This is a genomic window from Rheinheimera salexigens (assembly GCF_001752395.1).
In the GTDB taxonomy this organism is placed as follows: Bacteria; Pseudomonadota; Gammaproteobacteria; order Enterobacterales; family Alteromonadaceae; genus Alishewanella; species Alishewanella salexigens.
Genome location: NZ_MKEK01000001.1, coordinates 1,206,323 through 1,220,834, shown reverse-complemented (window position 1 = coordinate 1,220,834; position 14,512 = coordinate 1,206,323). Strand labels below are relative to the sequence as shown.

Below are 14,512 nucleotides of genomic sequence, written 5' to 3'. Positions count from 1 at the left end.
CGCTCAAATAAAGCTCACCCGCGCGCTTAGCTTTCTTGCCAGCGCGCTTTTATTAATAAAATTTCAGTTAATTGCTGCTCTAGCAATGGCACTAAGCCCGGATCAAAGTGTAAACCGCTCTGGCTTTTAATATGCGCCATTGCTTGCTCAACCGACCAAGCTTCTTTATACGGCCTTTTACTGGTTAAGGCATCAAACACATCGGCTAGCGCCACAATACGCGCCTCTAAGGGTATATCGGCACCGCTAATACCACTAGGATAGCCAGTGCCATCCCATTTTTCATGGTGATTTAATGCCACTGATTTTGCTAGGGTCATTAATGTTGAATCATCATCGCCTAAAATAGTCGCACCTATTTGCGCATGCTGGCGCATAATGGCCATTTCGGCATCATCTAACCGACCCGGTTTTAGTAAAATATTATCGGGTATCCCTATCTTGCCAATATCATGCATAGGCGCAGCATGAAGTAATTCTTCCGACCAATGCGGACAACAACCTGCCGCTAACGCGATAAGCTGCGAGTAATGACTCATCCGCTTTACATGCAAGCCAGTTTCATTATCTTTATATTCAGCCGCTCGGCCTAAACGCTCAACAACTTGCAATCGAGTGCGCTTTAGTTCATCTGCCCGCACTAACGATAACTGGTTTTTTACCCTTGCTTGAACCACAATGGGCGTAATAGGCTTAGTAATATAATCAACCGCTCCGACTTCAAAGCCATGTGCTTCATCACGCTCTTGCTGCAAGGCAGTCACAAAAATGATAGGGATAGCCAGTGTCGTCGAGTGCGCTTTAAGCGTTCGACACACTTCGTAGCCGGTCATCCCCGGCATCATAATATCCAATAAAATTAAGTCCGGTTGTTCGCGCTGTGCTAACTCTATGGCCTCTTGACCACTGCGGGCATAAATTAACTTGTAGTCCTGTTGTAATACTTGTTTTAAAACCCGTAAATTGGTCGGCTCATCGTCAACCAATAAAATACTTGCTTTAGACGCTAGTGGCATTATCTATTTCCTCTGCCGCACATTGCTGTTGCAAACTGATTAATAACTCAGTGGCTAAACTAAATTCAAAGTCGTTAAATGCAGCGATTAACTGCACTACTGTGCTATTACTGTGCAGGAACTTGCACTGTTGCAATTGGTTGATTGCCACATCATCTAACTGATTTTGCTTGGCGGCATGCAGTAAGTTGCTAATAATTAAGCTAACATTTTGTGGCGGTTCAGTAGATATTTGCTGTTGTTGTGTGGTGTTTACCTGTTCAGTTAACAGCAGATATTCTTGTTGGATAAGGCCAAATAAGGCGGTAATAGCATCGATACTGGCCTGACACTCAATAATATTGGCTTGCTGAATTTGTTGTTCAAGTTGACTAGATAAACGATAAATTTGGCTTAACGCCAAATTACCACTTAAGCCTTTAACGGCGTGACAGCTGTGCTTAATTACATCGAAGTTCTGATGTTGTAATGCCTCACTTAGCTGAGCCGGCCATGGCTGATATTGCTGTAAAAAACGGCCAACTTCAGCTAAATAAGCACCTACTGAGCCCCACATAGCAATGCCTTTAGTGACATTTATATTGTTGCTATTTTGACTAATTGCAGCGGTTTTTGCTTGGGTTGCTTTAACATCTAATTTTAATACCCGCGCTATCTCTAACTGCAAGCCATCAATATTAACCGGTTTACTAGCAAAACCTTCAATGCCAGCGTTGCGAGCAGCCAGCTTGTCTTCTGGCAATACACTGGCCGTTAATACTATCATCGGTACTGCAGGTAACGAGCGTTGTTTTTCATAAGCACGGCGCTGTTTGGCGGCGGTAATACCATCCATAACAGGCATTTGGCTATCTAATATAACCAAGTCATAATTATGCAGCTGTAACTGCTGTAATATTTGCTCACCATTAACAACCGCATCTACCGTATGACCCGCTCGTTGCAATAAAATGGTCAGCAACTCAATATTTTGTGCGATGTCATCCGCGATTAAAATATGCAGCGGATTGAGTTTAACATTGGCTATAACCGTAATATCGCTTTTAGCAGCTGTCTTTAGCGGCAAGTTAAAGCTAAAGCAACTGCCTTGACCTGCAGTACTGGTGGCATTAATGTCGCCACCCATAAGCTCAACCAATTGCTTGCTAATGGTGGTGCCTAGTCCTGTACCACCAAATCGACGACTCATTGACGCATCAGCCTGAGTAAAAGGCTCAAAAATTTGCTTTAATCGCTCGGCAGGAATACCTATACCGGTATCCAGCACTTCGAATTGAATCATGTCAGCTTGTTTGAATACGTTTACCGTCACGCTACCTTGTTCGGTAAACTTAATGGCATTGCCAATAATGTTTAATAATATTTGTCGTAACCTGTCGCGAGCACCATAAACATACTCGCTAATATCGGCACTAACATGTAAGTTTAACTGCAGACTTTTTTGCCGCGCTTGCAGCCACAGCGTTGAAATAACACTGTCTAACAACTCGCGTAAAGAAAATGCCATTAGCTCCAGATCTAATTTGCCTTTTTCTAACTTAGCACTATCTAATACATCATTTAGTAGATGTAATAACGAGCGCGACGCACCGCTAACGGTTGATAAATATTTTTGCTGTTCACTGTCTAATTTAGTCTCTAATAAAATATCGGTGAAACCTAAAATCGCATTCATCGGCGTGCGAATTTCGTGGCTCATATTAGCCATAAAACTTGCCCTTGCCGCCGCCGCTTGTTCGGCTTGTTGCCGTGCACTAATCAAGCCTTGCTCTAAAGCTTTACGGCCGCTGATGTCCATCATAAAGCCATCTAGCCACAAGATTGCTCCTGACTCATCCCGAACGCAATAACCATGATCAAACACCCAGCGCTCACTGCCATCGCTGTGGAGAATACGATATTCAAACTCAAACGATTGGCTATGTTCTAACTGTTTAAACTGTTTAAACTGCTCTTGGTCATCTGGATGAATTAAATCGGAGAAATGCCGGATTGGATTAGGTAATAAAAAATCTGTAACCGGATAGCCAGTAAGCTCTTTTACTGCTTGGCTAATAAACAACATACTCCAATGGGCGTCTAGTTGACAGCGATAGGCCGTTCCGGGAATATTACTTAACAATGAGCTTAGCTGCTGCTCTCTATCTCTAAGCACCCGCTCCATTTCTACCCGTTTAGAAATATCACTAATATAAACCACCATAATATTAGTATCGGGTAAATTAATATGGCCAATAGATAAGCGTACCGGTATCAAATGACCTTGTTTATGTTTTAATTGAATTTCTTTTGCAACACCAGACAACTTAGGCTGATTAGTCTGCTGAAACATGGTCAAGTATTGCTTATATTCGCTTAAATAAGGCTCTGGAAACAGTTCACCAATATTAAGTTTTATAAAGTCAGTCAGGTGCCAACCAAATATCGCTTCCGAAGCTTTATTAGTATTTAAAATATTGCCGTCGGTATCAATACTGATGATGGCATCTAAGGAAGTTTGCATAATAGCTTCTAGCCGTGCAGCGCTAGCTTGCTTTATTTTACTTAGTTTTTGAAACTTAATTAATAAATTAAGTACCAGCACTAAGCCGCCAATTAATATCGTGACAAAGGCTACAGACAGCGCTAATACCACTGATTGTGACTGGACGTCAGTTTGGCTAACAAAATCAGTAGGTGCCACAAAACGTGCAGCGGCCATGCCGGTATAATGCATAGCTGTAATGGCCAAGCCCATCACCACACCCGCTAATATATTTAAATGCCAAGCGGCTAATTTAAACTGTAATTTAGCCACGCCAAATCGGACATAAAGCGCTAAAATAGACAGTGCTACCGCGACTACAATCGATAGTGCAAAGATACTAGGTGAGTAACGTAACTGAGCTGACATGGTCATCGCTGCCATGCCAGAATAATGCATAGCACCAATACCGGCGCCCATCAGCACACCGCCAAGTAATAACGGTAAAGCTGTAATTTTGTGCCGAGAAATTAAGGTGAGCGCAACCCATGAAGCAAACAAGCTAGGCAGCATGGATAATAAAGTGGTATTGGTAAGATAACTCACTGGCGTGCAGAGCATAAAGGCTAGCATGCCAATAAAGTGCATCGCCCATATCCCGGTTCCTAACGCAATACTGCCAGTAAATAATACAATTCGGCGCTGTGTACCCGCCAGATGCCTAGCTTCATCGGCTAACGCCAAGGCTAAGGTTGAGGCGGATACCGCAATAAAAATCGACAGTGCTACTAGCACATAATTATAATCACCGCTTAATAATAAACTGTCTGCTGGATAACTAAACAACTGTAGTAGGGCCGACACTATTGCTTCCTGATCAAGAGATTTTATACGCCGCATGTTACGGCATGATGATCTGAGCGCAACTTAATTGTGCTGTATTGCGTTCTATCTGAGTCAAAAAATGTCAATTGCTGAAAAAATAGGCTAGCGTGTTATATTAAAATTCAATGCACTTAGAGCAATGCTGAAAAAACCAGCATCTAGCTAATGCAAACCACACTAGTTCTGCTACAATGCCGCCCCTTTTGCTGGCAGCTGCCTGCAGTACTTTCTTTTGCGGAGCCACGCATGACGCGCCAATCTTTTTCGACTTTAAATATACCAACGGCCTTATTAACTAATTTAACCGATCTTGGTTATACCGAAATGACCGAGATCCAAGCGGAAGCCTTACCTGCCGTATTAGCAGGTAAAGACGTTATTGCCAAAGCCAAAACTGGCTCGGGTAAAACCGCCACTTTTGGTTTAGGCATTTTAGCCAAGCTAGATGTGAAATATTTTCGGGTGCAAAGCTTAGTGCTGTGTCCCACCCGTGAGTTAGCGGATCAAGTTGCTGCTGAACTGCGCAAATTAGCCCGTAATATTCATAATATTAAAATTCTCACCCTGTGTGGCGGCGTACCATTAGGGCCACAAATTGGCTCGTTAGAGCACGGCGCCCATATTATTGTTGGTACGCCGGGGCGGATAATTGACCATTTAGATAAAGGCCGACTAAAACTAGACGATTTAACCACCCTAGTATTAGATGAAGCCGATCGTATGTTAGAAATGGGCTTTCAGGCCGATTTAGATACCATAATGAGTAAAGCGCCAAGCCAACGCCAAACCTTATTATTTAGCGCCACTTATCCAGCAGCAATTGCTAAACTTAGCCAACGCTTATTAAAAGATCCGGTTGAAGTGACTATTGCACATCAACATGACAACAGCATTATTGATCAGCAATTTTTTCAAGTTAACGATCAACGCAGCCGGTTAACCGCACTGTATAATTTATTGCTCCATTACCAAGGCCAAAGCAGTATCGTGTTTTGTAATACTAAGCGCGAAACCCAAGATGTGGCCGATGCCCTGCATCAATATGGTTTTAGTGTATTAGCCTTGCATGGTGATATGGAACAAAAAGATCGCGATCAAACTTTAGTGCAATTTGCTAACGGCAGTGCCTGTGTATTAGTCGCCACTGATGTCGCTGCGCGTGGTTTAGATATTAGTAGCGTTGATGCTATCTTTAATTACCAACTTGCCCATGATGCCGATACCCATATTCACCGCATTGGTCGTACCGGCCGTGCTGGTGAAACCGGTATGGCATTAAGCTTATTTACCGCCAGTGATGCCGGTAAGTTACCGCCAATTGAAGACGGCTTAGGTATTACTATCGTTGCTAGCGAATTACCCGCACTTAATAACCAATTACAACCGGCTAAGCCTGTAATGGTAACCTTACAACTTGATGCCGGTAAAAAGCATAAAATTCGAGCGGGCGATATTGTTGGTGCGCTTACTGCAAGTAAACAATTAACTAATGATGATTTAGGTAAAATTCAGCTGCATGATATTTGGAGCTTTGTTGCGGTTAAACGTTCTGCCGTTAAGTTAGCCTTACAATTAATTCAGCAAGGTAAAATTAAAGCGAAATCTGTTCGGGCTAGAATGCTATAAGCAGTTAATAACCACCGATTTAAAAATCAGGTTTAGATTGGCGTAGCGCTTTAGTTGCGCCTTTTTGTTTCTTAGTTGCCAAACGGCGCTGCTTGCTGCCATAACTGGCTTTAGTAGCAATGCGCTTCTTTGCCACCACAGTAGAGGCATTAATTAATTCAATAAATTGTGCTAAAGCCATCTCACGGTTCATTTCTTGGCTGCGAGTCTGCTGACTTTTAATAATCACCTTACCGCTTTTGCTAATACGATGATCAGTAAATTCTAATAAGCGTTGTTTAAAAAATTCTGGTAATGACGACGCATTAATATCAAACATTAACACCACAGCAGTCGACACTTTATTGACATGCTGCCCCCCTGCACCAGATGCTCGCACAAACTGCCAATCAATTTCGCTATCCGCTATCTGTACATCTTTAGTTATCTCTATTGCCATTTTTATCCTTACTTAGCTAAAACTAGATCTGAACATATTCACCGCTCAGTAACAAGTTTATGCCGCAACTTATGCCAGAACTAAGGCTAAGGTCTAAGTTTATCTCAGCAAAAAATTCGCTACAGTAGGCTAACGATTAAGTTATGAGGGACTTATTATGCTTAACAATGGAAATGACATAAATGCTGCAGTTAGCCCTGTCAGCCAGCAAAAACAGTATCAGCAACAATTTCAGCAAGCACTGAATACACCGGAGTTATTTTGGGCTGAACAAGCTAAACAACTGCCATGGTATAAAGCTCCTAATAGCATTTTGCAGCAACTTACTTCCGGCCATTATCAATGGTTTGGCGATGCGGTATTAAATATCGCTTACATGGCATTGGATTATCATATTGAGCAAGGCAGAGGGGAGCAAACTGCGCTTATTTTTGACTCTCCGGTGACAAATACTAAGCAGCAATTTAGCTATAACCAATTACAGCACCAAGTGGCTTGCTTTGCGGGTGTGCTGCAACAACAAGGTGTTAGTAAAGGCGATCGGGTCGTTATTTATATGCCGATGATCCCAGAAGCTGCGATAGCCATGCTAGCAGTTGCCCGTTTAGGCGCCATTCACTCTGTAGTATTTGGTGGCTTTTCAGCACAAGAATTGGCAGTTCGTATTGATGATGCCAAACCTAAACTGGTGGTTAGCGCATCATGTGGTATTGAAGTCAGCCGTATTATCGCCTATAAGCCCTTATTAGATAAAGCCTTGCAACTCAGTAAACATCAGCCGACAAACTGCATTATCTATCAACGCGAACAACTAATTGCGCCGATGCAGCCACCGCGTGATATCGACTGGCAACATGCCATGCAACATGCTTTACCCGCGCCTTGTACACCGGTAAAAGCTACTGATCCGTTATATATTTTATATACCTCGGGCACCACGGGTAAACCTAAAGGTGTGGTGCGCGATAATGGCGGCTACGCGGTCGCGTTAAATTACAGTATGCGCCATGTTTATAATTGCCAAATCGGTGATGTGTTTTGGGCTGCATCTGATGTCGGTTGGGTGGTTGGCCATTCTTATATTGTGTATGGCCCCCTTATCGCTGGCTGTACAACGGTCATGTACGAAGGAAAGCCCGTAATGACACCCGATGCTGGAGCATTTTGGCGAGTTTGTGCGGAATATAAGGTCAATACTTTATTTGCCGCCCCCACCGCCTTTAGAGCTATTCGCAAAGAAGATCCTGAAGCAAGCTTACAGCAATATGATTTATCTGCATTGCGCTATATTTTTATGGCCGGAGAACGCTTAGATCCAGCTACGCTGCACTGGGCATGTGAAAAGCTACATAAACCGGTGATTGATCATTGGTGGCAAACTGAAACCGGCTGGCCAATTGCAGCCAATCCAATTGGCATAGCCCATTTTGCCGTTAAACCGGGTTCGTCTTCATTGCCTATCCCAGGTTACAACGTGCAGATCCTATCTGATCAAGGCCGCAGGCTTCGCCCTAATGAGCAAGGCTTTATCGCGCTTAAGCTGCCCTTGCCACCAGGTTGTCTCACCACTATTTGGCAGGATGAACAGCGCTTTCATGATAGTTATCTAAGTACTTTTGCTGGCTACTATGACAGTGGTGATGGTGGCTATATTGATGAAGACGGTTACTTATTTGTGATGGGCCGTACTGATGATGTCATAAACGTAGCAGGACATCGCTTATCTACCGGAGAAATGGAGCAAATTGTCGCCAATCATCCAGCAATAGCAGAGTGTTGTGTTATCGGTATCCACGATGCGATTAAAGGCCAACAACCGCTAGCCATGGTGCTACTGAAAAATGGCCAGCAAATAGACGATACCATTTTACAAGCCGAATTAGTGGCCATGGTAAGAGAGGAAATTGGGGCGGTGGCGAGCTTTAAGCAAGTGATAGTGGTGCCGCGCTTACCCAAAACCCGCTCGGGTAAAATTTTACGTAAGCTTTTACGCGGTATTACTAATGGCGAACCACTTTCTATTCCGTCGACCATAGATGACCCTGATAGCGTGCCGGAAATTGCCGCTATTTTAAATCAGAAAGGCTTAGTTATGAGCAGCCCACAATAATTTCGGCCAATATTAGCCGAATTGCCGGCCAGTGTTCGTTACTTATAACGCTCACTGGCACTGCGTATTTCTTGCTCTAATTGTTGTTGTAACTCCTCTCGACTTTGCTGCAGCAATTGAAAATAACCTTTCTCATCTGTTTGCTCTCTGCTTTGCTCCATTTTAGCTAACAACTCGATATTTTTAGCCCGAAACCTATCGGTTAACTCTTTAGCTTCATAGGCACCTAAGCCTAGCTGGGCTAAAACATCACGCCCTTGTAGTATTGAACTTTCAAATAATTCCCGTTGAATAAACTGGATACCTAGCTTGCGTAATTGATACAGATGATTAACATCTACTGCACGACTCATAATACATAATTGAGGATAATGCTGCTGTGCTAAGCGGGCAATTGCTAAACTGGTTTCAGCATCATGCATGGCAATCACTAATACTTTTGCTTTGGCTGCACCAGCGGCCTCTAATAAGTCCATGCGCCGCGCATCACCATAGTAGACTTTAAAGCCGTACTTACGCATGTGCTGAATCGTTGCCGAATCGTGATCCATAATGGTCGGCGTAATACCGTTAGCTAATAATAACCGACCAATGATTTGGCCATAGCGACCAAAGCCCGCAATAATAACGTCTCTGTGGATAATATCTGTATCCATATTGGCACTATCATCTAGCTTAGGCGCAGTGTGCTTGTGCTGATAACGCTCTTGTAATGCTAATAACAACGGTGACAATGCCATAGATAACGCGATAATCAGATTAAGCATGGCACTTTGTTCTGTATCTACTAAGACACCCGCTATTAGGGCAATGATGACAAACGCAAACTCACCGCCTTGGCCTAATAATACGGCATAGCGTATGCGCTCTGCCGCAGCAATATTCTGCAGCCATGCCAATAAATATAAAATTGATAATTTTAGCGCTAAATAACACGCCAATAGACCTAAAATTGTTGGCCACTGGGCAATTAATAAACTTAAATTAATATCAGCGCCAATAGTGATAAAAAACAGGCCTAAAAACAGGCCTTTAAACGGCTCTAAATCAGCTTCTAATTGATGTTTAAAGGCCGAGCTAGCTAATAATACACCGGCAATAAATGCACCTAAACCTGCAGAAATACCTACCGCGAGCATTAACTGCATTACTCCAATAACTAATAATAAGGCTAAGCCAACAAACAGTTCTCGGGCACCATATTTTGCCACCCAATTTAGTAAGTAATTCATTACGTAGCGACCAATTAAAATAATGGCCGCAATGGCTGCCAATGCCGCAAGCCAATTAAACTCAATATCATTACTGCTGGGTACTACAAAGCTTAAGCCTATTAATAAAGGAATGGCGGCTAAATCTTGAAACAACAGCACAGCAAATACCGACTGGCCAGTTTCTGTTGCTAATAAATTACGATCTTTCATTAGCTGTACTGCAACTGCGGTTGAGGACAGGGCTAAGGTCACGCCTAACAATGCTGATATCGGTAAAGAAAACCCGAATAAATACAAACCTATCGCTACACCTAAGCCACAACCCAACATTTGCAGCAAGCCATAAATAAATACCCGATGGCGCATCGACCAGAGTTTTTTGGCATCCAACTCTAAACCGATAGTAAATAACATTAACACCACGCCTAACTCAGCCAATAAGCTGATATCGGCATTATCCTTAGTGATGGCAAAACCTGAAGGCCCAATCAATAATCCTGCTAATAAATACCCCAAGACCACGCCTAAACCAAATCGTTTGACTAATGGCACCACTAGGACCATAGCTGCCAGATAAATCATCAAATAGCCCAATATGGTTAACTGCATGCTACGCCTCGCTATCTTGTTGCACTGATTGTTGTTGCAGAATATGTTGTTGCAGTAATTGCTGGACGTTTTGTTGATACTGGGTCGCTATTTTTGCCAGTTCTTGATCAAACAACAAATGACGTAAAGGGAGCAATATCGGCGCAGCAAACTGCATGCCGCACTGCTGGGCTAAATGTTGCAGCGGTTGCAATACCAGCTGGAGCTTTTGCTTAGCATTATCCACACCATCACAGTCATCGCGTTCTAAGCCGCTGAGTACGACTAATAAGATTTTATTCGCTAACATTTGCGTGGGTTGTTGCTGCTCATTAACGCCCCAAGCCCAACCTTGGCAAAATACTTTATTGATATACTGCACCAGTAAAGAAGGTGGATAAGCATTTTGCACCGGAAACTGCATAATAATAAGTGCACTTTCCTGCAAGGCCAACTGCTCTTGTTTAACGTTAATGTAAAAATCAGGGTAGGCTTGATATAAATCACGCAGATCAAAACTATCTAGTGCATTAACAGCTTTAATTAAGTGCTGATTGACATAAGAATGACGGCCATAGGGATGCGCGTAGAGCAAACTAAACATAGCTATTTCACAAAATAAAAACACAGTGCTTAGTGTCGAACACTGCAGCCTTAGTCACAAGGTTTATACGCAAAAAATCTAACTTTTTAAGCCGATAAAATATCGCCCTACTCCTTTCTACTATACAATTATTCAATTGCTAGCCATGGCCAACAACCTAGTGGATCTATTCCCAGATGAATTTTCTTAAAAGCCTGATAAACCAATTTGCCCATTTAATGCAAAACCGACCGGGATTAATGGCAGTGCTGGCTTTTAGCTCTGGCGTGGCCAGTTATGTGTTAGTTGATCGGAAGGAGTCACTGGCGCAATTTATTGCTTTATTCTTATTATTTAGCTGGTTATGGTTATTGATTGATAATTGGCTGCGAGAACGTGTAGAACAGCATTTTGGTGTCGCCATGTCGCCGAATATTATGCGTTTTGTATTACAAATGGTGCAACAAGAAAGCTTGTTTTTTGCCCTACCGTTTTTTCTTGCCGTAACCAGTTGGGATCATCCACAAGCCATTTTCACCGCGTTAATTATATTCTGCGCATTTATCTCACTAATAGATCCACTGTATTATAAAAAGCTGGCCCCTAACCGCACTCTTTTTGTGGTATTTCATGCTTTTGCTTTATTTGTGGTATTACTGGTAATTCTACCTATTTTATTAAATCTAACCACCAGCCAAAGTTTAGCCGCCGCTTTAATTGCCGCTATTGTGCTAACGATCCCTAGCTTAGGTAACTTAATGCAAAATGGCCGGTGGTGGCGCTTACCCGTATCAATATTATTACTTTGTGTATTAAGTGCCGGATTGTGGCAATTACGCAGCTGGGTGCCGCCTGCCGCATTACGGTTAACCGGTATTACATTATCGCACGAGGTTGATTTAGAACAACGACAACCTGGCGCCAGCATTAAGCAGTTAGATGCCTACACTTTGCATCATCAAGGTTTATACACTTGGACAGCCGTTAAAGCACCTCGTGGTTTAAACGAAAAGATTTTCCATGTTTGGCTGCTGAATAATAAAGAAGTAGACCGCATCACGTTAGATATTAAAGGTGGACGTGACCAAGGCTATCGCGCTTGGACCCACAAGCTAAACTTCCCAAGTAATCCGGTCGGCAAATGGCAAGTTAAAGTGGTTACAGAGTCAGAGCAGCTTATTGGCTTAACTAGATTTACAGTTTCACCTTAATTTTCAATAAGTTAAATTTCAAGTACTCTGACCCCTTGAAACTATTTAGGTTGGGGATTTTTGCAGTGAAGTTGCAATAGACGCATTAAGGCTTTATGTTCGGCTTGTAATTGCTGGCCCTGCTCTGCGGTATAGGGTTGGCGTAATTGCTGTCGAATATCCTTACGTTGCTGATTTAACTGCTGACACTGCTCACGGCTAAATTGCACAGTCGCATAGCTACTAAAGGTTACAAGCATTAATAACATTAAAAGACTGCAGCGTATTATCAACATAACTACTTTTTATTCCAATTTAAAACCGCAATCCACCTTAAATTCGTTACGCAAAACCTAAACGCTAGGTTAATTTAAGCTTCCAGTAACGCCAACCATTTTGGTGGAATTTCAAGATGACTAAGAAATATTTTTAAACATACTAATAATGGAATAGCAATTAATACTCCAACTGCACCCCAGATCCAACCCCAAATAAACATCCACACCACAACCAATAATGGATTCATATTAAAACGCTGGCCTAAGACTAATGGTGTTATAAGTTGTGATTCAATAATATTGAGGATTAAAAAGGCTCCGGGTACTAATAAAATATCACCTAGTTGCTGATACTCGGTATAACCGACCGCAGCTAATAAAACCATCAACATTAACGGTCCTATATAAGGAGCAAAGTTTAATACCGTCGCCAACGCTCCCCATAGCAGAGGATCAGCAACACCTATTATAGATAAGACGATGGTGGTGGCGACACCTAAAGAAATATTAATCACTGATACTAATAATACATACCGAGAAATGTCGTCTCGAATAGTTTGAAACATCTGTACCAAATTCTTTTTTTCATGCAGTGAGCTTTTTAGTCGCACTAATTTGCGCATCAAGGTGTCACCAAAGACTAAAAAGAAATAGGCTAGCATTACCACTGCGGCCAGTTGAACTAATGCCATTACTGTAGCTTGGGCTATAAAAGATAATAACGGCACGATACCTGAGCCAACAGCAGTACTAACTGAATCAGCGTCACTGCCGCTAGTGTCTTGGGAAGGCAGTACTACATCTTTAATGGAATTAATAGAATCAGTAACATCATCGACATGGTCGGCCAATTTATGGCTAATTAACGGTAAGCGCTCGACCCATTGTGAGGCTGGCTCGTATAACAAACTAATGCCATATCCGGAACCAAACACCAAAAAGCTCAGTACCAACGCTGCTGCTAAAGGTTTTGGAATCTTGATCCGAGTCATTAAACGCACTGCTGGGCTACTAAATAGTGCTACCAAGCCAGCTAATAATAATGGCAGCAATAAACTGCGACAAAAGTAAAAGGTATAACCAATGGCTAAAACAACCAAAATCTTCATTGCCATGGTCGAGGCTAAATGTAGCGAGTAGCGCTTTTGCGCGGAGGTGACCTTATCGCTAGTCATTGTTGATTGTCATAATTGATTATCACCATTGCTTGCCACCTTTAAGGTCATTAACTCGGTTAGAAGTCTAGCTACAAAATATAACGTAACCAGCTAAAGCCCAAAGTACGCCGTACGGTTTTAACCAGCGTATGATGGCGCATCTGCATTAATACCCCTAAGCCAAAGCTAATAGTTAAACCAGGGACTGAACCGATAAATTGTTTACTACGCTGCTTAAGTAACCAAGTTTCAGCTTGTAATAGCTTCTGCTGTTGCTGCCATTGCTCGGTATTATGATCAACTCGATGTTGCTGTTTTTTTATTAAGCCTGCAATTAACATAAGGGTCTCCAGCGACAATTTTTTGCTCACATTTTTTGCTAACAACAGCATAAGCCTGTAAATCAGCCTGTAACGACTGCTTAATAATAACGCTACCTATTTAGCTGCTTGCCTTTGATTAGAACTTTCTGGCTGTTCAGCCGATTTAGTAAAGCGACTAGGGCTAAAAAACTGACTTATTTGTAATAGTGTACGCTTCAGCCCAACTTGCTTTAATAAGTAGCGCATACTGCGCCAGCACCATATTAAAGCTAAAATTTGTAACACTAACAAAATAACAACAGAAGCGATTAAAGAATTAAATAGTTGAAATAACACTACACCAATCAGGGTTAACACACTGCCCCATAGCATGACTACTCCGGCTCCAAAGCAGACTAATATTGCCGCGGCTATCGTTAAACTACGCACCGAAAGTGCCCACTCCGCTTTAGCTTGTTGTTTAACTAAATCGGTTTGCACTTTGTATTGCTGCGCTACCGAACTGGCTAACGCAGCAATTTCAGCAATATCATCTAGCGTATTATCCAGCAAGCCGGCCGCTTTAGTGTTACTGGCAGTATTTTCCGTTTCAGAACAATGCTGCTCTGGCGTTTGCTGAATATGTGGATCTTGCATCAA

At 42.4% G+C, this 14,512-nt stretch carries 12 protein-coding genes; 3 read left to right on the top strand and 9 right to left on the bottom strand.

The window, feature by feature from the left end; translation table 11 throughout:
* Positions 1–26: 26 nt before the first annotated feature.
* Positions 27–1,016 (bottom strand): response regulator, encoded by a 990-nt coding sequence (locus BI198_RS05615; RefSeq protein WP_070048676.1) that lies wholly within the window; start codon positions 1,014–1,016, stop codon positions 27–29.
* Positions 1,000–4,344, bottom strand: coding sequence for an MHYT domain-containing protein (locus BI198_RS05610; RefSeq protein ID WP_158007086.1), 3,345 nt, complete (start codon positions 4,342–4,344; stop codon positions 1,000–1,002). The genes BI198_RS05615 and BI198_RS05610 overlap by 17 nt, the downstream gene beginning before the upstream one ends.
* A gap of 267 nt (positions 4,345–4,611) precedes the next feature.
* Between BI198_RS05610 and dbpA the strand changes: the two genes are divergently transcribed.
* Positions 4,612–5,991, top strand: coding sequence for an ATP-dependent RNA helicase DbpA (dbpA, locus tag BI198_RS05605; protein WP_070050684.1), 1,380 nt, complete (start codon positions 4,612–4,614; stop codon positions 5,989–5,991).
* A gap of 19 nt (positions 5,992–6,010) precedes the next feature.
* Here the strand turns inward: dbpA and arfB are convergent, their stop codons facing one another.
* A complete protein-coding gene (gene arfB / locus BI198_RS05600) occupies positions 6,011–6,430 on the bottom strand; it encodes an alternative ribosome rescue aminoacyl-tRNA hydrolase ArfB (RefSeq protein ID WP_070048674.1) in 420 nt (139 codons plus the stop codon).
* 157 nt (positions 6,431–6,587) lie between these two features.
* Between arfB and BI198_RS05595 the strand changes: the two genes are divergently transcribed.
* Positions 6,588–8,540 carry a propionyl-CoA synthetase gene (locus BI198_RS05595; protein WP_083256562.1) on the top strand — a complete coding sequence of 651 codons (1,953 nt, stop codon included), beginning with the start codon at positions 6,588–6,590 and terminating at the stop codon, positions 8,538–8,540.
* Positions 8,541–8,578: 38 nt separating this feature from the next.
* Here BI198_RS05595 and BI198_RS05590 read toward each other — a convergent pair whose 3' ends face one another.
* Complete coding sequence (locus tag BI198_RS05590) at positions 8,579–10,363, bottom strand: cation:proton antiporter domain-containing protein (RefSeq protein ID WP_070048673.1); 1,785 nt, start codon at positions 10,361–10,363, stop codon at positions 8,579–8,581.
* A gap of 1 nt (position 10,364) precedes the next feature.
* Positions 10,365–10,946, bottom strand: coding sequence for an NAD(P)H-dependent oxidoreductase (locus BI198_RS05585; RefSeq protein ID WP_141728849.1), 582 nt, complete (start codon positions 10,944–10,946; stop codon positions 10,365–10,367).
* A gap of 176 nt (positions 10,947–11,122) precedes the next feature.
* Here BI198_RS05585 and BI198_RS05580 point away from each other — a divergent pair, with 176 nt between their 5' ends.
* Positions 11,123–12,136 (top strand): DUF5924 family protein, encoded by a 1,014-nt coding sequence (locus BI198_RS05580; RefSeq protein WP_070048671.1) that lies wholly within the window; start codon positions 11,123–11,125, stop codon positions 12,134–12,136.
* 41 nt (positions 12,137–12,177) lie between these two features.
* On the opposite strand, the gene BI198_RS05575 is transcribed toward BI198_RS05580, so the two are convergent.
* The 4 genes from BI198_RS05575 to BI198_RS05560 form a co-directional block, all read right to left on the bottom strand.
* Positions 12,178–12,384: a hypothetical protein gene (locus BI198_RS05575; protein ID WP_070048670.1), complete on the bottom strand. Its 207-nt coding sequence runs from the start codon at positions 12,382–12,384 to the stop codon at positions 12,178–12,180.
* A gap of 101 nt (positions 12,385–12,485) precedes the next feature.
* A complete protein-coding gene (locus BI198_RS05570; protein ID WP_141728848.1) occupies positions 12,486–13,568 on the bottom strand; it encodes an AI-2E family transporter in 1,083 nt (360 codons plus the stop codon).
* A 71-nt stretch (positions 13,569–13,639) separates the two neighbouring features.
* Positions 13,640–13,891 carry a hypothetical protein gene (locus tag BI198_RS05565; RefSeq protein WP_070048669.1) on the bottom strand — a complete coding sequence of 84 codons (252 nt, stop codon included), beginning with the start codon at positions 13,889–13,891 and terminating at the stop codon, positions 13,640–13,642.
* A gap of 96 nt (positions 13,892–13,987) precedes the next feature.
* Positions 13,988–14,509 carry a phage holin family protein gene (locus BI198_RS05560; protein WP_070048668.1) on the bottom strand — a complete coding sequence of 174 codons (522 nt, stop codon included), beginning with the start codon at positions 14,507–14,509 and terminating at the stop codon, positions 13,988–13,990.
* Positions 14,510–14,512 lie beyond the last annotated feature (3 nt).

Excerpts from the sequence above, each read along its gene's own strand:
- BI198_RS05615 (WP_070048676.1), bottom strand. The coding sequence starts at position 1,016 with ATGCCACTAGCGTCTAAAGCAAGTATTTTATTGGTTGACGATGAGCCG.
- arfB (WP_070048674.1), bottom strand. The coding sequence starts at position 6,430 with ATGGCAATAGAGATAACTAAAGATGTACAGATAGCGGATAGCGAAATT.
- BI198_RS05590 (WP_070048673.1), bottom strand. The coding sequence starts at position 10,363 with ATGCAGTTAACCATATTGGGCTATTTGATGATTTATCTGGCAGCTATG.
- dbpA (WP_070050684.1), top strand. The coding sequence starts at position 4,612 with ATGACGCGCCAATCTTTTTCGACTTTAAATATACCAACGGCCTTATTA.
- BI198_RS05565 (WP_070048669.1), bottom strand. The coding sequence starts at position 13,891 with ATGTTAATTGCAGGCTTAATAAAAAAACAGCAACATCGAGTTGATCAT.
- BI198_RS05580 (WP_070048671.1), top strand. The coding sequence starts at position 11,123 with ATGAATTTTCTTAAAAGCCTGATAAACCAATTTGCCCATTTAATGCAA.
- BI198_RS05570 (WP_141728848.1), bottom strand. The coding sequence starts at position 13,568 with ATGACTAGCGATAAGGTCACCTCCGCGCAAAAGCGCTACTCGCTACAT.
- BI198_RS05560 (WP_070048668.1), bottom strand. The coding sequence starts at position 14,509 with ATGCAAGATCCACATATTCAGCAAACGCCAGAGCAGCATTGTTCTGAA.
- BI198_RS05595 (WP_083256562.1), top strand. The coding sequence starts at position 6,588 with ATGCTTAACAATGGAAATGACATAAATGCTGCAGTTAGCCCTGTCAGC.
- BI198_RS05575 (WP_070048670.1), bottom strand. The coding sequence starts at position 12,384 with ATGTTATTAATGCTTGTAACCTTTAGTAGCTATGCGACTGTGCAATTT.
- BI198_RS05585 (WP_141728849.1), bottom strand. The coding sequence starts at position 10,946 with ATGTTTAGTTTGCTCTACGCGCATCCCTATGGCCGTCATTCTTATGTC.